Source organism: Aquibacillus salsiterrae (genome assembly GCF_028416595.1).
In the GTDB taxonomy this organism is placed as follows: domain Bacteria; phylum Bacillota; class Bacilli; order Bacillales; family Amphibacillaceae; genus Aquibacillus_A; species Aquibacillus_A salsiterrae.
On record NZ_JAMQKC010000009.1, the window covers coordinates 60,736 to 80,977 of the forward strand.

Genomic DNA, 20,242 nt, shown 5'->3' on the forward strand with positions numbered 1-20,242 from the left:
ACGATGAAGGGCAAGCTTTTATATGAGGGAAAAGCAAAGCAAGTGTTTGAAGTCGAAGGAAATGATACACATTTAATCCTTTCTTACAAAAATGATGCGACGGCATTTAACGGACAAAAGAAAGCTCAGTTTGTTGGTAAAGGTAGATATAACAACCTTATTTCAGCCAAAGTATTTGAGTTTTTAAAAAGCAAAGGGGTAGAAAGCCATTTTGAGCGTAGCTTGAACGACACGGAACAGTTCGTGCAAAAAACTAGGATTGTGCCGTTAGAAGTGATTGTTCGCAATATTGCCGCTGGTAGTATCACAAGACGGATTGGTATCCCGGAAAAAACAGTGTTTAATCCGCCGCTTGTTGAGCTTTGCTATAAGAATGACGCGTTTGGCGACCCGGTTATTAATGATGATCACGCCCTTATTTTAACAGATATAACAAAAGAAGAGTTAGACGATATAAAGGCAACAGCCCTCACAATTAATGAACACTTGAAGGAATTTTTCCTCGGTGTCGACCTAACGCTAGCCGATTTCAAAATAGAATTTGGACGGAATCAGGAGGGGGCAATTATTCTTTCTGATGAGGTATCACCTGATACGTGCAGGCTTTGGGATACAGCTACAGGAGAGAAAATGGATAAAGATGTGTTTCGTGAAGATTTAGGTGACCTATTAGATGTGTATGACAAAATCCTTAAACGACTGGAGGCAGTTCAATAATGAAAAAAGTTAAAATCTACATCACGCTAAAGCCAGGTGTTTTAGACCCACAAGGAAAAGCTGTGCAAGAGTCTCTCCACACGTTAGGTTATGAAGCAGTACAGGAAGCTCGTGTTGGTAAATATATGGAACTAATCGTGGATGACAATGGCGATGTGGAAAAGCAAGTAGAAGACATGTGTGCGAAATTACTTGCAAACCCAGTAATTGAGGATTATAAGTACACAGTTGAGGAAGGTGTCACACAGTGAAGTTTGCAGTCATCGTATTTCCAGGTTCCAACTGTGACCGAGACATGTATCATGCAGCCAAGGACGCTTTAGGTGAGGAAGCGGAGTTAGTTTGGTATCAAACTGCTAATCTAGAAGACTATGACGCCGTTTTACTTCCAGGTGGCTTCTCTTATGGAGATTACCTACGTTGTGGTGCGATTGCATCTACTTCTCATATTGTTACAGAAATTAAGAAGCATGCAGAAAAAGGTAAACCGGTACTAGGTGTGTGTAATGGATTCCAGATTTTACTTGAGTCGGGTTTACTTCCAGGTGCGATGCTTCGTAATAAAAACCTTAAGTTCATGTGTCACTTTGAAAACTTGGTAGTCCAAAATAACAAAACAATGTTCTCATCTGCATTTAGTGAGCAGGAAGTCATTGCTCTTCCAATTGCACACGGAGAAGGAAACTACTACTGTGACGAAGCAACGTTACAACAATTAAAAGACAATCACCAAATCGTGTTCACCTATGAAAATAATCCGAATGGCTCGGTCCACGATATAGCTGGAATTGTTAACAAAGAAGGAAATGTATTAGGCATGATGCCACACCCTGAGCGTGCGGTGGAAGACATCCTTGGTGGGGCCGATGGGTTAAAACTATTCAAGTCGATCGTAATGAACTGGAGGGAAGCATATGTTGCAGGCGCCTGAGGTAACTCCTGAACTAATCGAACAAGAACGTCTTTACGCAGAGATGGGATTAACGGAAGAAGAATACCAGTTAGTCGTTAAGATTTTAGGAAGAAAGCCTAATTTCACAGAAATTGGTATCTTCTCGGTTATGTGGTCAGAGCATTGTAGCTATAAGAACTCCAAGCCACTACTTCGTAAATTCCCGACAGAAGGCCCGCAAGTGATTCAAGGACCTGGGGAAGGTGCAGGAATTGTTGACATCGGTGACGGTCAAGCAGTCGTTTTTAAAATTGAAAGTCACAATCACCCGTCTGCAGTCGAACCATATCAAGGTGCTGCAACTGGTGTTGGTGGAATTATTCGTGACGTATTCTCCATGGGGGCAAGACCAATAGCGGTGCTTAACTCGTTACGTTTCGGTAATTTAACATCTGGTCGTGTCAAATATTTATTTGAAGAAGTTGTTCACGGTATCGCTGGCTACGGTAACTGTGTTGGTGTTCCGACAGTTGGTGGGGAAGTTCAGTTCGATAATTCGTACGAAGGTAACCCACTAGTAAATGCTATGTGTGTTGGCATTATTGATCAAAAAGACATCCAAAAAGGGATTGCAGCAGGTATTGGTAACACAGTCATGTATGTTGGTGCTCGTACTGGTCGTGACGGTATTCACGGTGCAACGTTCGCATCGGAAGACTTATCGGAAGAGTCCGAAAGCAAGCGCCCATCTGTTCAGGTTGGCGACCCATTTATGGAAAAACTATTAATTGAAGCTTGCCTTGAAGTCATTCATTGTGATGCACTAGTTGGAATGCAGGACATGGGTGCAGCTGGTCTTACGTCTTCTGCGAGTGAGATGGCAAGTAAAGCAGGTACTGGGATGGAAATGAATTTAGACTTAATCCCACAACGTGAGCAAAACATGACTCCATATGAAATGATGTTATCTGAATCGCAAGAGCGTATGTTACTTTGTGTTGAACAAGGACGCGAGCAAGAAATCGTCGATATTTTTGAAAAATATGGCCTGCAAGCAGTAGCGGTTGGTCGTGTAACGGATGATAAGCTATTCCGTTTGCTACACAAAGGCGAAGTGGCAGCAGATATACCTGTTGATGCATTAGCTGAGGATGCACCAGTGTACCATAAGCCGTCTAGCGTTCCTGCGTATTTTGAAAAATTTCAAAAGATGGAAGACTACTATCCAGAAGTGAAGAATTATGGTGCTACATTAAAGGCTTTATTACAACAGCCCACCATTGCTAGTAAAGAATGGGTATATGACCAATACGATTCGATGGTTCAAACGAACACGGTCGTCGCACCTGGTTCTGATGCTGCAGTGCTTCGGGTTCGTGGTACAAACAAGGCGCTGGCAATGACGACAGACTGTAACTCTCGCTATATTTATTTAGATCCGGAAACAGGTGGAAAAATTGCCGTTGCAGAAGCAGCGCGTAATATCGTTTGTAGCGGTGGTCGCCCATTAGCGCTTACAGACGGTTTGAATTTCGGAAATCCAGAAAAGCCTGAAAACTTCTGGCAAATGGAGAAAAGTGTTGAAGGGATGAGTGCAGCGAGCCTGAAGCTAAATGCGCCAGTTATTAGTGGTAACGTATCACTCTATAACGAGTCAGGCGGTCAATCGATTTTCCCTACACCGGTTGTTGGTATGGTAGGTTTGATTGAATCTTTAGACCATATCACACCTTCTCACTTCCAAGCAGCGGGTGATGTGATTTACGTAATTGGTGAGACGAAGCCGGAGTTTGGTGGTAGTGAACTACAAAATATTTTGGAAAACAAATACTTCGGTAAAGCGCCTGCGATTGACTTAGACGTGGAAGCAACTCGTCAAAATCAATTATTAGGAGCAATCCAAGCGGGTGTTGTTGCATCTGCACATGACCTTGCTGAGGGTGGATTAGCTGTAGCGTTAGCGGAAAGTTTATTTGACCTTGGTTTCGGTTGTTCGGTCGAAGTTTCTGGTGATATCGTTACAGAACTGTTTAGTGAAACACAATCTCGTTTCCTAGTATCTGTGAAACAAGAAAACCAGGCGAAATTCGAAAATCTAGTAGAAAATGCTTATTTCCTAGGAAATGTGACGGATACAGCTGAGTTAGAAGTCAGTTCTAATAGCGATGTTGTTTTAAAAGAGTCTGTCGCACAATTAAAATCATTGTGGAAAGGGGCTATACCATGCTTGCTGAAATCAAAGGCTTAAATGAAGAATGTGGTGTGTTTGCGATTTGGGGTCACGAAAAAGCAGCAGAAATGACTTATTACGGCTTACACGCCCTTCAACACCGTGGGCAAGAAGGAGCAGGTATTGTCACAAGCGACGGCGACAATTTACATTTACACAAAGGAAATGGATTAATTAATGAAGTGTTCGGTCAACAAGAGTTTTCTAGGTTAAAAGGAAATGCAGCTGTAGGACACGTTCGTTATGCAACGCAAGGTGGCGGTGGTTATGAAAATGTTCAACCGCTCGTCTTCCGTTCGCAAAAAAGCTCGATGGCACTAGCCCATAACGGAAACCTAGTCAATGCACATGCATTGAAAAACCAGTTAGAAGCACAGGGGAGTATTTTGCAAACAACCTCTGATACGGAAGTACTAGCACATCTGATTAAACGTAATGGCTATTTAGAATTGGATGATGCGATTGCATCTGCGCTTGGCATGATCAAGGGTGCGTATGCATTTGCTTTACTGACGGAAAAACAGTTATTTGTTGCCTTAGACCCACGTGGTTTGCGACCGTTATCGCTTGGTATGCTTGGTGGTGCATATGTTGTATCATCTGAGACATGTGCGTTTGATATTATTGGTGCAACGTATGTCCGGGAAGTACAGCCAGGTGAATTACTTGTGATTGATGAAAATGGAATTACCTCTAAGCAATTTGCATCACCGTTAAAGCGAACACTTTGCTCGATGGAGTACGTATATTTTTCCAGACCAGATAGTGATATCGATGGTATCAATGTGCACGCTAGTCGAAAATTGATGGGAAAAGAGTTAGCAAAAGAAGCCCCTGTTGAAGCAGATGTTGTGACTGGTGTACCTGATTCTAGTATTTCGGCAGCAATTGGATTTTCGGAGGCAGCTGGTATTCCTTACGAGCTTGGATTAATCAAAAACCGTTATGTTGGGCGTACCTTTATTCAACCGTCACAAGAGCTGCGCGAACAAGGTGTGAAAATGAAGTTGTCCGCCGTTCGTGGGATTGTCGAAGGAAAACGCGTTGTTATGGTGGATGATTCGATTGTACGTGGAACAACAAGTAGACGAATTGTCCGCTTGTTAAAGGAAGCAGGTGCGTTAGAAGTACACGTTCGAATTGCTTCACCACCCATTGAAAACCCTTGTTATTACGGTATCGATACATCAACAAAGGGGGAGCTTATCGCTGCGAATCATTCTGTAGAAGAGATTCGAGAGTTAATTGGTGCGGACAGCTTGGCTTATTTAACAACAGACGGCTTAGAGAATGCCATTGTGAAAGATAAACATTCTCACGAACACGGAATTTGTAATGCGTGTTTTACGGGAAATTATCCAACTGAGATCTATCCAGATACAGTTCTGCCTGCTTTAAAAGGCTAATTTTAGGTAGCAGATAACCTTGATTAAGATGGTAAAGGAGCAAACCAATGAGCGAAATATATAAACAGGCTGGTGTCGATGTGAATGCAGGTTACCGTGCCGTTGATTTAATGAAAAAGCATATTAAACGGACCAATCGCCCGGAGGTAATCGGTGGTGTGGGTGCTTTTGCTGGGCTTTTTGACCTTAGTTCTTTTTCCTATGACGAGCCAGTGCTTGTTTCTGGGACAGACGGTGTCGGGACAAAGTTAAAGCTTGCATTTGAGATGGATAAACACGATACGGTTGGTATTGATCTAGTCGCGATGTGTGTGAATGATATTGTTGCACAAGGAGCAGACCCGTTATTCTTTTTAGATTATATTGCGTGTGGTAAAAATGAACCAGAGAAAATAGAGCAAATCGTAAAGGGTATCTCTGATGGTTGCGCCGAGGCTGGTAGTGCACTAATTGGCGGGGAAACAGCAGAAATGCCTGGTATGTATCAGGACGGAGAATATGATTTAGCTGGTTTTGTCGTTGGTATTGCTGATAAAAAGCAATTAATTACTGGTGAAGAAGTAGAAGCAGGTGACGTGGTGATCGGAATTGCTTCTAGTGGTGTACACTCGAATGGTTTTTCTTTAGTAAGAAAAATTATTGATGACAAGGAACTCGATTTAAATAAAACGTATCAATCGCTTGATAAGCCACTTGGTGAAGAATTATTAACGCCGACGAAGATTTACGTAAAGGCAATCCAGCAATTGAAACTAAATGTAACAATTAAAGCGATTAGCCATATTACTGGTGGAGGATTCTACGAGAATTTACCAAGAGCATTACCTAAAGGACTTGGTATGAAGATTAAATCTGGATCATGGCAATTGCCGAGTATTTATAAGTTTTTGCAAGAGCAAACTAACTTGTCATTAGAAGATATGTTAGGTGTCTTTAATATGGGAGTTGGCATGGCTGTTGTTGTTTCATCCTACGAGGCCGAAATGGCACTTGAATTGTTAGAAGATATCGGTGAGGATGCTTGGGTCATTGGTGAAGTGACTGCTGCAGATGGGGTGGAAATAGACGTATGAAAAAAGTGAAGCTAGCTGTATTTGCCTCTGGTACGGGGAGCAATTTTGTAACGATTGCAAAAGAAGTAGCAGCGGGTAACTTAGACTGCGAGATTTCCTTACTTGTTTGTGACAAGCAGGACGCCAAAGTGTTAGAAAAAGCGAAAACATTTGGTGTATCAACATTTGTCTTTAACCCAAAAGACTATACAGGAAAGGCTGAATTTGAACAAGAAATTCTTGTTAAACTACAAGAATTTGAGATAGATTGGCTAATACTTGCTGGTTACATGCGACTAATTGGTCAAACGTTATTAGCGGCATATCCATCAAGAATAGTAAACATTCATCCATCCTTATTGCCAGCTTTTCCAGGGAAGGATGCAATTGGACAAGCGTTAGCATATGGCGTTAAAATTACGGGGGTAACCGTCCATTTTGTCGATGAGGGGATGGATACGGGCCAGATCATCGACCAAGAACAAATAAGAATCAATGATGGAGAAGATAGAGAATCACTACAGAGGCGGATACAGGAAATCGAGCATCGCCTCTTTCCAGAGGTTATTCGCAACCTATGTGTCAAACAGTATGTACGATAAATTTTGGAGGGACCTGAATGAAAAAACGTGCGTTATTGAGTGTGTCAGATAAGAGTGGGTTAGTGGAGTTTGCAACCGGGTTAGAAAAATTAGGCTATGAGCTAGTCTCTACGGGTGGTACGTTAAAGGCGCTCAAGGAAGCAGGATTATCTGCTATATCGATTACAGAAGTAACAAAGTTTGATGAAATCTTAGATGGCCGTGTGAAGACGTTACACCCATTTGTCCATGCGGGCTTGTTAGCTAAGCGTGATGATGCGTCACACCAAAAGCAATTGGAAGAACGCGAAATTAATCCCATTGATGTGGTCGTCGTTAACCTGTATCCGTTTAAGCAAACCATCGAAAAAGAAGATGTGACAGAGGAAGATGCCATTGAAAACATTGATATCGGTGGACCAACGATGCTTCGTTCCGCTGCGAAAAACTTTCAAGACGTAACGGTTGTCGTTGACCCAGCTGATTATGGTCCGGTTATCGAGGCACTAACAGAAGGAAATCCCACTAGTGACTTCCGTAAGAAACTTGCGGCCAAAGTATTTAGACATACAGCGAATTACGATGCAATCATCGCTAACTACTTTGTGTCTATTACCGGTGAAAAAGATCCTGAAAACTACTCAATTACTTTCGAAAAAGTACAAACACTTCGATACGGGGAAAACCCTCATCAAGAAGCTGCCTTTTATAAAGAGCCAATTGTTAAAGGTGCTTCCTTAGCAAATGCAAAACAACTTCATGGGAAAGAGCTATCCTATAACAACATTCAAGATGCGAACGCGGCACTTGAAATTGTTCTAGAATTTTCAGAGCCTGCTGCTGTTGCGGTGAAACACATGAATCCTTGTGGTGTTGGAATTGGCGAATCAATTTCCAAAGCCTATGCAAAAGCATATGATGCAGACCCTGTCTCGATTTTTGGTGGGATTGTTGCGTTGAACCGTGAAGTTGATGAAGCAACTGCAAATCAATTAAAGGATATTTTCTTAGAAATTGTTATTGCGCCTTCTTTCTCTGCAAAGGCATTAGCAGTTTTAACTCAGAGGAAAAATATTCGCTTACTGGAGACGCCAATCGATCATGCTACAAATAAGGATAAAAAAGTGGTTAGTGTGCTTGGCGGCCTATTAGTTCAGGACCGTGATTATGGCGCAGTTACAGAGGAAGACATTGCTGTTGCAACAGACCGTAAGCCAGATGAACAAGAATTAGCAGAATTGCTCTTTGCATGGAAGGTAGTCAAGCATGTGAAGTCTAATGCGATTGTAGTAGCGAAAACAGATCAAACGCTTGGAGTAGGTGCTGGCCAAATGAATCGTGTTGGAGCGGCAAAAATTGCCTTCGAACAAGCTGGAGAGAAAGCCCGAGGTGCTGTACTTGCCTCTGATGCATTTTTCCCAATGGCTGATACAGTTGAAGCTGCTGCTGAAGCAGGTATAAAAGCAATCATCCAGCCAGGTGGTTCAATTCGTGATCAAGAGTCAATCGACGCGTGTAACAAACATGGAATTGCCATGGTGTTTACAGGTATGCGTCATTTCAAACACTAAACTGCTTTTAGGCTCTCTAGGACTTTTATGATAGAGGCAAGGCGGTAATTCGGACAGGAGAAGCCTAAATCCGTTCAACAGAGTCCGAATTAGGCAGTAATTCGGACAGGAGAAGCCTAAATCCGTTCAGCAGAGTCCGAATTAAGCAGTAATTCGGACAGGAAAAGCCGAAAATCGTTCAGCAGAGTCCGAATTAGGCTGTAATTCGGACAGGAGAAGCCGAAAATCGTTCAGCAGAGTCCGAATTAGGCTGTAATTCGGACAGGAGAAGCCGAAAATCGTTCAGCAGAGTCCGAATTAGGCAGTAATTCGGACAGGAAAAGCCTAAATCCGTTCAGCAGAGTCCGAATTAGGCAGTAATTCGGACAAGAAAAGCCGAAAATCGTTCAGCAGAGTCCGAATTAGGCGGTAATTCGGACAAGAAAAGCCGAGAATCAGTCAACGAGGTCTGAATTTATTAACCAAGACCTTAATTAAGCAAGTGTTGTGGTGGATGTTTAGTGCAACTAGCGAGAAAAGCCAATGATAGGTTGGGGGGATATCATGAATGTTTTAGTAGTAGGAAGCGGTGGACGTGAACATAGTATCATACAAAAGTTAGCTAAAAGTAAGCAAGTGACCAAGCTTTACGCCGCGCCTGGTAATGGTGGAATCGAAGACGTTGCAACATGTGTTGACATAAAAGATAATGCATTAGAAGAATTAGTAGCTTTTGCTAAGGAAGCCGAAATCGACTGGACAATTGTTGGGCCAGAGGTGCCATTAACTGCAGGGATTGTGAATGTTTTCAAAGCGGCGGGCTTAACAATTTTTGGCCCTACAAAAGAAGCTGCTATTATTGAAGGTAGTAAAGACTTTGCCAAAGCCTTTATGAAAAAGTATAATGTACCAACGGCAGAGTACCAAACTTTCACCGATGTTAACGAAGCAAAAGCATATATTCATGAAAAAGGTGCGCCAATTGTGATTAAGGCTGACGGGCTTGCAGCTGGAAAAGGTGTTGTCGTAGCATTAACAATTGAGCAAGCTCTCGAGGCGGTTGAAATGATGCTCGTGGATAATCAATTTGGTGAGGCGGGTAGCAGAGTTGTTATTGAAGAGTTTTTAGACGGAAAAGAATTTTCATTAATGGCCTTTGTTAACGGCGAAAACGTTTATCCGATGATTCCGGCAAGAGACCACAAACGTGCATTTGACAATGATCAAGGTCCGAACACCGGTGGGATGGGTGCCTATGCCCCAGTACCTGACCTTGCACAAGAAAATGTGGATTATGCGATTAACCACATTTTAAAGCCAACTGCTAAAGGAATGGTTGAAGAGGGTCGCTCGTTTACAGGTATCCTTTATGCCGGCTTAATTGAAACAACGGACGGACCTAAGGTGATTGAATTTAACGCAAGACTAGGCGATCCGGAAACACAAGTTGTCCTACCGTTATTGGACAATGATTTATTGCAGGTTGTCCAAGATGTGACAGCAGGTAATAATCCGCAATTGAAATGGTCAACCAACTATTGCATTGGTACAGTTGTAGCATCGGCCGGTTACCCTGGCACTTACAATAAGGGAGTGGCCTTACCTGCACTTCCACCATCAGAGGATTGCTTTGTCATCCATGCAGGTACGAAAAAAGTTGGCGAAGACTCTTATCAAGCAACTGGTGGCCGAGTCCTTTTAATAGGATCAGTAAAGCCAGACCAAAAGCAAGCACAACAAGCAGTTTATCACTATTTAAACGTGTTCGACGGTAATGATAGTTTTTTTTACCGAACAGATATTGGCTTTAAATAGATGAGACGTGGACATGATTTTTCCTGTGAAAAATGTCCACGTCTTTCTTTTTAAGTATAAAAAAATCCAACAGTCTAGCCTGAAGTCTCTTTAACTTACTTACTATTTATTTTAAGCTACTATTTGATTTTAACAATTTTGTGACATCCTTTCCGGAATGGTGCGAAAACGCTTTCTTTGTGGTAAGATATAGTGAAACATAAAAAGAAAATGAGGGGAACATACCATGAATGAGCACCTATATCGATGGAGAAACAGAGAGCTCAGAGAACATGTCGCAGTGATGGATGGAATAATTAGTCCAGATATCGTTCTTGAAAATGCAACCTATTTAAATGTCTTTTTAAAGCAATGGATAAAAGCCCATATTTGGGTTTATCAAGATAGAATTATTTATGTCGGTGACAAGCTTCCAGCGAATAAGGCGAATGTAGAATTCATCAATTGTTTAGGTAACTATGTCGTCCCGGGTTATATTGAGCCACATGCTCATCCATTTCAATTATATAATCCCCAACAATTAGCGGAGTATGCATCGTTTACTGGAACAACGACACTAATGAATGATAATTTACTTTGGCTTTTTTTAACAGACCAAAAGAAAGCGTTTTCAATGTTGGATGATTTTACTAGTTTACCAGTTTCAATGTACTGGTGGGCGAGGTTTGATTCGCAATCATCCATTAATGAGGAGCATGAATTATTTAATAGTGCCATAATTTCCAAATGGTTAGAGCACCCTGCTGTTGTGCAAGCGGGTGAATTAACATCATGGCCACAAGTAATGTCAGATGATGACATGATTCTGTATTGGATGCAGGAAGCGAGGCGTCTTGGAATGCCGATTGAAGGGCACTTCCCTGGTGCGTCAGAAAAAACGTTAATTAAGATGAAGTTACTTGGCGTGAGTGCAGACCATGAAGCAATGACTGGGGAGGAAGTGCTAAACCGAGTTCAAATGGGATACCAAGTAGGTTTGAGGTATTCATCGATTCGACCAGATCTACCAAAATTATTAACGGAAATGCAGGAGCTTGGAATCCATGAATATAGTCCATTTACCTTTACCACTGATGGATCAACACCTGCCTTTTACGAAGCAGGGATGATCAATCAATGTATTCGAATTGCGATTGAAAAGGGCGTGCCAGCAATTGATGCTTACTTAATGGCAAGTTTTCATGCAGCAAAACACTTTAACATGCACGAGCGCTTAGGTGCAATCGGACCGGGACGGGTAGCACACTTGAATATCTTGGATTCGATTGAAAATCCAACACCAATTTCTGTTCTTGCTAAAGGTCAATGGATGAAAAAAGATGGTAAAAATATACCATTTAAACATCCATTGGATTGGGCGAAATATGAGATAAAGCCGCTAGACCTTGATTGGGATATTCATCTTAGTGATTTGCAATTTTCGATTCCAGTAGGTGTCAAAATGACAAATGATGTCATTGTAAAACCATATACCATTTCGATTGATTCTAACGCAGAAGAAATTGACAACAATAATGATGAGTCATTTATTATGCTCGTAGATCGAGAAGGTAAATGGCGCGTCAACACGTTAATTAAGGGCTTCACCAATACGCTTGGTGGGTTAGTAAGTTCCTATTCTACGACAGGTGATATTGTCTTTATCGGAAAGAGTAAGCGTGATTTAACGCTCGCTTTTAACCGGATGAAAGAAATTGGTGGTGGGATTGTTTTAGCGGATCAAGGAAAAGTCATTTTTGAATTACCTCTCCGGTTATCGGGAATGATGTATGATGGCAGTATGGAGTCGTTGATTAAACTAGACAAGCGACTAAAAGAATTACTAAAACAATTTGGTTATAAATATGATGACCCACCATACAATCTGTTGTTTCTTTCATCGACACACTTGCCTTACATTCGAATTACCCCACAAGGAATTGTCGATGTGAAAAGAAAACATGTCTTATTTCCTGCCATTATGAGGTAAGTTTGATATAATAGAAAAATCAAGTAAGCATCCGTATGATGGGATTATGGCAAATGCTGTAATCCCATTAACTATTTGACGTATGATAGGGGCGACAAGATACCTACTTTCTAGGCTAATCAAGGCACCTCGTGCTTTTCGTGAAAGGGTGAGTGGAAATGATGAAAATAAAGCAACGAACATTGGTGGTGATGGTCATGCTTTTAAGTATGCTATTCGTTGCCGTTGCATGTGGTAATGATGACAAGGTTGCAGAAAAAAAACAAAACGAAGCACCACAGGTAGATGATACGAAGGAACCGGCACCTAAGCAAGAACCTGAACCAGATCCAAAAACGCCCACCTATAAAAACGTCTACCCATTGACAGGCACTGGGACAAATGACCCTGTCGATGACCGAATGGTTGCTGTGATGGTGAATAACGCTCCACAAGCCCGACCGCAAACGGGTTTGACGAAAGCTGACGTTGTATTCGAAATTTTGGCTGAAGGAAGAATTTCGAGATTTATGGCGCTATTCCAAAGTGAGAAACCAGATGTAGTCGGACCAATTCGAAGCGCAAGACCATACTTTTTTAACTTGGCCGACGACTATGGTGCACTGTATGTCTATCACGGGGCAGCCTATTTCATCCAGGATATGCTAAATAGTGGCGCAGCAGACTTCCTCAATGGTTCTTATTACGATAATGATAAATACTTGTTTAAGCGGGAGAGTTTCCGGAAACCACCTCATAACTCTTACTTGTTGTTTGATGCAGTCTATGAAGTTGCAGAAAATAAGGGTTATCAAGTAAAATCACAAGTGCAGAAGACTTTGCCATTTTTGGCTGATGACAAAATATCCTCACTTACGGGCGATGCTGCAGTGGAAATTAGTTTAAATTATACCGATACTTCGATAAGATATGTATATAATAGCGAGTCAGAGAAATACGAAAGGTTTAACGACAACGACCAAACTGTCGAACTTGAAACAGAAGAGCCTATTTTATTGGACAACCTATTCGTATTGGAAACAGAGCACCAAGTGATAGATGATGAAGGTAGGAGAGAGGTTGATCTAGCTTCCGGAGGGAAAGCGTATTTGTTCCAAAAAGGTAAAGTACAACAAGTGCAATGGGAAAATGTTGATGGACTTATTTTACCGATGAAAGATGGAGAGCCTGTTGGTTTTGTACCGGGTAAAACATGGATAAATGTAATCCCGATGAATCCGGGTCTTGAAGGTGTTAATATTCAATAGAAAATTGTGAGGTGACCCCAAGCGTGCAGATAGATAAATTGCGTGGAGAACAATTGGATCAGCTATTTGATGCTATTTTAACGTTGAAAGACAGGGAAGAGTGTTATCGCTTTTTCGATGATATTGCAACAATTAGTGAGATTCAATCGTTTGCTCAACGGCTTCAAGTTGCTAAAATGCTTCGTGATGGGTATACCTATCATACGATTGTACAAGAATCGAGCGCTTCAACAACAACGATTTCGCGTGTGAAACGATGTTTGAATTATGGGAATGAAGGCTATCAAATGGTGTTAGATAGACTTCGATTGTCACAGGAGATAAATGCAGAGAAAAAAGATTAATGTAAAAGAGGTTGTCTAAAAAAGTCCGGTAAAAGCGACATATCGAACTTCCCGGTCCTTTTTTATCCTCCTTTTTGAATAGATAAGAAAGCTGCCTTAGGCTGGGCAAGGCGACTTGCGCTTTTTTAGAAAGGAGATCATTGTAATGATTCGGTTTGGAATAATCGGTACCAATTGGATAACTGAACGGTTTTTAGATGCTGCCAATCAAATAGATGATTTCAGGTTAACAGCAGTATATTCTAGACGAGAGGAAACAGCTCATGATTTTGCTAACAAATATGGGGTAGCAAAGACTTTTACCGATCTCGAAGCGTTTGCAAAAAACACAGATATAGACGCTGTTTATATCGCTAGTCCCAATTCCTTCCATAAAGAACAAGCAATTCTCTGTATGAAGCAAGGCAAACATGTTTTGGTTGAGAAGGCAATCGCATCAAATGTTAGAGAAGTAAAGGTAATGTTTGAGGTGGCAAAGCAGAACAATGTGTTGTTGATGGAAGCGGTCAAATCAACACATCTTAATGGGTTTAAAGCTATCCAAAAACACTTGCCTAAAATTGGAAAAGCACGTCGCTATTTTGCTAGTTACTGTCAATATTCTTCTAGATATGATGCTTATAAGGAAGGTACCGTGTTAAATGCATTTAAGCCAGAGTTTTCAAACGGGGCGTTAATGGATATTGGTATTTACTGTATTTATCCAATGGTAGCCTTATTCGGTAAGCCAAGTGAGATAAAGGCTACTAGTTACATGCTAGAATCAGGTGTTGATGGACAAGGGAATATTGTATTTGATTATAGTGATGTAGGTATGAATGGAGTAGTAATGTATTCAAAAATTACTGATTCCTATCTTCCTTCTGAAATTCAAGGTGAAAACGGAAGTATCCTTATTGATAAGATCAGTGAACCTAGCAATGTTGAAATAAAATATCGAGACGGTTCAACAGAAAAAGTAGAGGTTAATCAAGCGAACGAAAACACGATGTATGATGAAGTAGCGCACTTTATCGAGCTAATCAAGGATGGTAAGCTTGAATCAGCAGTGAATAGTTTTGAGAATTCACTGATAACGATAGGGATTATCGAAGAGGCCAGAAAGCAGATTGGACTTAGCTATTCAGCGGATAAGATTGATGAACGCTAGAAGAGGTGGGCGTGCCAGATTTTGCTTGTTATGTTAATTAGCGGAAATCATGAACAACCTCTAGTACAAAACTAACAAAATAATAGCTGTTTCGATAAAAAACCTTTAACCGCAAAATGTAGGTAAGAAAAACACATGCATTCGGTTAAGGTTTTTTTTGTCGAGGCACCCTCCGCTTTTCTCACTTTTTCCACTTAATAGATTTTGTTCTTGATTCTATTTCTTTGTCTTTTTTTGTTATAATGAATAGATGGGAATTAGTCCGAAATAGATGCAATAGGGTAAAAAGTTTCAATCAGTGGAGGAATGTTTACACGTGTATAACATGACAGAATGGAAGCACATTTTTAAGCTAGACCCAGATAAGGAAATTGATGATAAAGCATTGGAGCTAATCTGCGAATCTGGAACGGATGCACTAATCGTTGGAGGAACAGACAATGTCACAATAGATGGAGTCGTGCAACTTTTAAGTAGAATTCGGAGATACACGGTTCCTTGTATTTTAGAGGTGTCCAATATCGAATCTGTTACCCCTGGATTTGATTATTACTTTGTTCCAATGGTTTTAAATAGTAGTGAAAAAAAGTGGATGATGGACGTACAACATCAGGCGGTCAAGCAATATGGGAATGTCATTGACTGGGAGGAGCTCTTTGTCGAAGGATACTGTATTTTGAATGACGAAGCAAAGGCTTATCAGTACACCAACTGTTTCATGCCTGAGCAAGAAGATGTGATTGCCTTTGCCCAAATGGCAGAGCACATGTTTCATCTTCCTATTTTTTATATCGAATATAGTGGAAAATACGGTGACCCGAGCTTAGTGGAGCAGGTAAAAGCCCAACTATCCAATACGCAACTATTTTATGGTGGGGGGATTACCTCGACAGAAAAAGCAAAAGAAATGAGCGCATATGCAGATGTCATTGTTGTCGGAAATGTTATTTATGATAATTTAAAGGAAGCACTAAAAACCGTTCAGGCCGTTAAGGGAAACGAATAAAGGGGGGGTTAAATGTGAGTCGGACAATGGATGACTTACTGAGTGGATTAAATGAACAGCAAAAAAAAGCGGTGCAGCATACAGAAGGCCCACTATTAATTATGGCAGGGGCTGGTAGTGGAAAAACAAGAGTGCTTACCCATCGAATTGCTTATTTACTTGGGGAAAAGGAAATTTCACCCCGTAGTATTTTAGCGATTACTTTTACGAACAAGGCAGCAAGAGAAATGAAGGATAGGGTATATCGGTTAGTTGGCTCCGAGGGTTCAGCTATTTGGGTATCGACGTTCCACTCGATGTGCGTACGAATCTTGAGAAGAGACATCGACAGGATCGGTTGGAGTCGGAATTTCACTATTTTAGATAGTGGTGACCAGCTTTCTGTCATTAAAAATGTATTAAAGGAAAAAAATATTGACGCGAAAAAATTTGAACCGCGGGCAATGTTAGGTGCGATAAGTTCAGCAAAAAATGAACTAATTACGCCGGAAGAATATAGCAAACAGGTTGGGAATTTCTATGAACGGCAAATTGCACAAGTCTATGAGGAATATCAAAAAACGTTGCGTAAAAATCAATCACTAGACTTTGATGATTTAATCATGCAAACGATCCACTTGTTTAACAGGGTGCCAGAAGTGCTCGAATATTATCAGCGTAGGTTCCAGTACATCCATGTTGATGAGTATCAAGACACGAACCATGCCCAGTATTATTTAGTCAAACAACTAGCAGCCCGCTACCAAAATCTATGTGTGGTGGGTGACTCGGACCAATCCATTTACCGCTGGCGTGGTGCGGATATAAAAAACATTCTTTCGTTTGAAAAGGATTATCCAAGCGCGAAGGTAGTTATGCTTGAGCAAAACTATCGTTCCACGAAACTCATCCTTGAAGCAGCCAATAAGGTCATCGAAAATAACTCAGGTAGAAAACCCAAAAAACTGTGGACAGATAATAGTGATGGGGCAAAGCTTCATTACTATCAAGCAGCAACGGAACAAGAAGAAAGCTTATTTATCGTCAATAAAATCGAAGAACTAATTGAAACGGATTATACGTATAGTGATATGGCTATCCTTTACCGTACGAATGCGCAGTCCCGTTCGATAGAGGAAATGTTCGTCAAAGCAAACATACCATATCAAATGGTTGGCGGCACGAAGTTCTATGACCGCAAAGAAATTAAGGACATGCTTGCATACCTTCGCTTAATCGTTAACCCTGATGATGATTTAAGCTTTACCCGCGTAGTTAATGAACCAAAGCGCGGTGTTGGTAAAACATCGTTAGACAAGCTCAGGGCCTATGCACAAAGGGAAGGAATTTCACTGTATACAGCTGTACAAGAGGTTGATTTTGCTGGGGTAAGTGGTAAGGCAGCGAAATCATTAGCCGAATTCGGCGCTTTGATCCAGGAGTGGACACAAAAGCAGGAGTTTATCACTGCGACAGATATGGTTGAAGACGTGTTGAAACGGACAGGCTATGAGGAAATGCTTAATAATGAACGAAGTTTGGAATCGCAAAGCAGACTAGAGAACTTGAATGAATTCAAAACAGTTACCCAGCACTTTGAAAAGGAAAGCGACGATAAAACACTAGTAGCCTTTCTAACTGATTTAGCATTAATTGCCGACATTGATCAAATGGATGAAGATGAGGCTAATACGGATAAAGTAACGATGATGACCCTTCATGCTTCAAAGGGGTTAGAATTCCCTGTTGTCTTTTTAGCTGGAATGGAGGAGAATGTTTTCCCGCATAGTCGGTCATTAATGGATGAGGAAGAAATGCAAGAAGAACGCCGGCTTGCTTATGTAGGGATAACAAGAGCGGAAAAGCTACTTCATTTATCGCATGCGAAGATGAGGAGTTTGTATGGTAAGACGAATATGAATCCAATAAGTCGATTTATTAATGAAATTCCGTCAGAGCTTTTACAAGGGTTTGAAGAAGAACAATCGATCTTTGGTGGTGGCTTTCTATCCAAGCAGTCGATTCCTAGCAATCAATCAAATCAAGGTTCGTCTAATAACCCAAAACGTACTGTGCAAAGAATAGTCAAAGAAACAACTGGTGGAGAAAAACATGGCTGGCAAGTTGGCGATAAAGCAAATCATAAAAAATGGGGACAAGGTACGGTTGTTAAGGTTACTGGTCAAGGAGACTCAATGGAGTTAGATGTTGCATTTCCGGCACCAATTGGAATCAAGAGGCTTCTAGCACAATTCGCACCAATTACCAAAGACTAGAGGTGTAAGCAATGGACCAAGCACAAGCGAAAAAACAGATAGATGCATTAAGAGATGATTTAGATCGTTACAATTATGAATATTATGTATTAGATAATCCCAGTGTTTCGGATTATGAATATGACCAAAAGATGCAGGAGCTACTTAAACTGGAGGAAGCCTTTCCTGAACTACAGTCAAAAGAATCTCCGTCGCAACGAGTAGGTGGTAAACCTTTAGAGGCATTTCGTAAGGTCGAGCATCAAGTACCGATGCTTAGCCTTGCCAATGCATTTGGCGAGGAAGACTTACGTGATTTTGACCGTCGTGTTAAAGAAGGGTTAAAGGTTGAACAGGTTAGTTATGTGTGTGAGTTAAAAATCGATGGACTTGCTGTTTCTTTACGCTATGAAGATGGTCTTTTTGTCCAAGGTGCAACCCGGGGAGATGGGACGACTGGTGAAGACATTACTAACAACCTCCGAACAATCCGTAGTATTCCACTTCGGATTGACCTAAAGGAAACGATTGAGGTTCGTGGGGAAGCATACATGCCACAGCAATCGTTCCTTGCCCTTAATGAAGAGAAGGAACGAAATGGCGAAGAACCATTTGCTAACCCGCGTAACGCCGCAGCGGGATCTTTAAGACAGCTGGACCCGAAGATTGCCGCAAAGCGGAACTTGGATATCTTTTTATATGCTATCGGCCAGTGGGAAGCAGGGACACTCGCCTCTCATAGTGACCGCTTGGATTACTTAAGAGAATTAGGGTTTAAAACAAACCCGGAATGGCGTAGGTGCCAATCGATGGATGAAGTAATCGATTATGTTAACTTTTGGGTAGACAAGCGTTCTTCCCTAAATTATGACATTGACGGTATTGTAATAAAGGTAGACATCCTTGATTATCAACAACAACTTGGCTTTACAGCTAAAAGTCCACGCTGGGCGATTGCGTACAAATTCCGTGCTGAAGAGGTTGTTACGAGGCTTTATGATATTGAGCTAAGTGTTGGGCGAACGGGTGTAGTGACACCGACTGCAATCCTTGAGCCAGTGAAGGTAGCCGGTACGACAGTTCAACGAGCATCGCTTCATAATGAGGACTTGATTCGGGAGAAGGATATTCGGATCGGGGACACCGTTGTCATTAAAAAAGCAGGTGACATTATTCCAGAAGTTGTTCGCGTCCTAACGGAACATCGAACTGGTAAAGAAGAACCTTTTTACATGCCAGAACATTGCCCAGCATGTGGTAACGAGCTTGTCCGTTTGGAAGAGGAAGTAGCGCTTCGTTGTATTAACCCTAGTTGCCCCGCGCAATTAAAAGAGGGATTAATCCATTTTGTTTCAAGAAATGCCATGAACATTGATGGCTTAGGTGAAAAAGTAATTGAACAACTGTTTGATGAAAAATTAATTCATACGATTGCAGATATCTACAAGTTAAATAGAGATGAGCTTTTACAGCTTGAAAGAATGGGTGAAAAGTCAGTCGGAAATTTATTAGCTGCAATTGAGGCTTCCAAAGCTAATTCGCTTGAGCGGCTGTTGTTTGGCCTTGGTATTCGTTATGTTGGCTCAAAGGCAGCACGGACGTTAGCAGAAGAGTTCTTGACCATTGACCGATTACTGACAGTTACCCATGAGGAGTTAATTGCTGTAAATGAAATTGGGGAGAAGATGGCAGACTCAATTGTACGTTATTTCCAAGAGGAGCAAGTGATTGAATTGATTGATGAGTTGAAGTCACTTGGACTAAACATCCAATACAAGGGGATAAGGAAAGCTGATCAACCGGATAATTCCCCGTTCATGGGTAAAACCATTGTATTAACCGGAAAGTTAGAAATACTGTCGAGGCCTGAAGCAAAGGAAATGATTGAGGCGCTAGGTGGAAAAGTTACCGGCAGCGTCAGTAAGAAAACGGATTTGTTAATTGCAGGCGAAGATGCTGGATCGAAGTTAGCTAAGGCTACAGAGTTAAATATAGAAATTTGGAACGAACAACAACTCGCGGACGCTTTAGAAAATAGGGGATGAGTGG

The 20,242-nt window shown here is 41.3% G+C and carries 16 protein-coding genes; all 16 read left to right on the plus strand.

Annotation, left to right across the window (positions count from 1 at the left end):
* The first annotated feature begins 3 nt into the window (after window positions 1-3).
* The 16 genes from purC to ligA all read left to right on the plus strand — a co-directional run bounded on the left by purC (window position 4) and on the right by ligA (window position 20,238).
* Window positions 4-717 carry a phosphoribosylaminoimidazolesuccinocarboxamide synthase gene (purC, locus tag NC799_RS11325; RefSeq protein WP_272446550.1) on the plus strand — a complete coding sequence of 238 codons (714 nt, stop codon included), beginning with the start codon at window positions 4-6 and terminating at the stop codon, window positions 715-717.
* Window positions 717-968: a phosphoribosylformylglycinamidine synthase subunit PurS gene (gene purS / locus NC799_RS11330; RefSeq protein ID WP_272446551.1), complete on the plus strand. Its 252-nt coding sequence runs from the start codon at window positions 717-719 to the stop codon at window positions 966-968. The genes purC and purS overlap by 1 nt, the downstream gene beginning before the upstream one ends.
* The gene (gene purQ / locus NC799_RS11335) at window positions 965-1,648 is read left to right on the plus strand and encodes a phosphoribosylformylglycinamidine synthase subunit PurQ (RefSeq protein ID WP_272446552.1); all 684 of its coding nucleotides are present in this window, start codon (window positions 965-967) and stop codon (window positions 1,646-1,648) included. The genes purS and purQ overlap by 4 nt, the downstream gene beginning before the upstream one ends.
* The gene (purL, locus tag NC799_RS11340; RefSeq protein ID WP_272446553.1) at window positions 1,632-3,857 is read left to right on the plus strand and encodes a phosphoribosylformylglycinamidine synthase subunit PurL; all 2,226 of its coding nucleotides are present in this window, start codon (window positions 1,632-1,634) and stop codon (window positions 3,855-3,857) included. Before purQ ends, purL begins: the two co-directional genes overlap by 17 nt.
* On the plus strand, window positions 3,833-5,245 hold the full coding sequence (gene purF, locus NC799_RS11345) for an amidophosphoribosyltransferase (protein WP_272446554.1): 1,413 nt from the start codon (window positions 3,833-3,835) through the stop codon (window positions 5,243-5,245). The genes purL and purF overlap by 25 nt, the downstream gene beginning before the upstream one ends.
* A gap of 47 nt (window positions 5,246-5,292) precedes the next feature.
* Window positions 5,293-6,318 (plus strand): phosphoribosylformylglycinamidine cyclo-ligase, encoded by a 1,026-nt coding sequence (purM, locus tag NC799_RS11350; RefSeq protein ID WP_272446555.1) that lies wholly within the window; start codon window positions 5,293-5,295, stop codon window positions 6,316-6,318.
* Window positions 6,315-6,899 carry a phosphoribosylglycinamide formyltransferase gene (gene purN, locus NC799_RS11355; RefSeq protein ID WP_272446556.1) on the plus strand — a complete coding sequence of 195 codons (585 nt, stop codon included), beginning with the start codon at window positions 6,315-6,317 and terminating at the stop codon, window positions 6,897-6,899. The genes purM and purN overlap by 4 nt, the downstream gene beginning before the upstream one ends.
* Before the next feature lie 17 nt (window positions 6,900-6,916).
* Complete coding sequence (purH, locus tag NC799_RS11360; protein WP_272446557.1) at window positions 6,917-8,449, plus strand: bifunctional phosphoribosylaminoimidazolecarboxamide formyltransferase/IMP cyclohydrolase; 1,533 nt, start codon at window positions 6,917-6,919, stop codon at window positions 8,447-8,449.
* 543 nt (window positions 8,450-8,992) lie between these two features.
* Window positions 8,993-10,243 (plus strand): phosphoribosylamine--glycine ligase, encoded by a 1,251-nt coding sequence (gene purD / locus NC799_RS11365; protein ID WP_272446558.1) that lies wholly within the window; start codon window positions 8,993-8,995, stop codon window positions 10,241-10,243.
* Window positions 10,244-10,469: 226 nt separating this feature from the next.
* Window positions 10,470-12,212 (plus strand): adenine deaminase C-terminal domain-containing protein, encoded by a 1,743-nt coding sequence (locus tag NC799_RS11370; RefSeq protein WP_272446559.1) that lies wholly within the window; start codon window positions 10,470-10,472, stop codon window positions 12,210-12,212.
* 158 nt (window positions 12,213-12,370) lie between these two features.
* The gene (locus tag NC799_RS11375; RefSeq protein WP_272446560.1) at window positions 12,371-13,459 is read left to right on the plus strand and encodes a DUF3048 domain-containing protein; all 1,089 of its coding nucleotides are present in this window, start codon (window positions 12,371-12,373) and stop codon (window positions 13,457-13,459) included.
* A 23-nt stretch (window positions 13,460-13,482) separates the two neighbouring features.
* A complete protein-coding gene (locus NC799_RS11380) occupies window positions 13,483-13,803 on the plus strand; it encodes a YerC/YecD family TrpR-related protein (protein ID WP_272446561.1) in 321 nt (106 codons plus the stop codon).
* A gap of 145 nt (window positions 13,804-13,948) precedes the next feature.
* Window positions 13,949-14,953: a Gfo/Idh/MocA family protein gene (locus NC799_RS11385; protein WP_272446562.1), complete on the plus strand. Its 1,005-nt coding sequence runs from the start codon at window positions 13,949-13,951 to the stop codon at window positions 14,951-14,953.
* A gap of 316 nt (window positions 14,954-15,269) precedes the next feature.
* Complete coding sequence (gene pcrB / locus NC799_RS11390; RefSeq protein WP_272446563.1) at window positions 15,270-15,959, plus strand: heptaprenylglyceryl phosphate synthase; 690 nt, start codon at window positions 15,270-15,272, stop codon at window positions 15,957-15,959.
* A gap of 26 nt (window positions 15,960-15,985) precedes the next feature.
* Entirely contained in the window at window positions 15,986-18,214 is a 2,229-nt protein-coding gene (gene pcrA, locus NC799_RS11395) for a DNA helicase PcrA (RefSeq protein WP_417006679.1), read from the plus strand.
* 11 nt (window positions 18,215-18,225) lie between these two features.
* Window positions 18,226-20,238 carry an NAD-dependent DNA ligase LigA gene (gene ligA / locus NC799_RS11400; RefSeq protein ID WP_272446565.1) on the plus strand — a complete coding sequence of 671 codons (2,013 nt, stop codon included), beginning with the start codon at window positions 18,226-18,228 and terminating at the stop codon, window positions 20,236-20,238.
* Window positions 20,239-20,242: the final 4 nt, after the last annotated feature.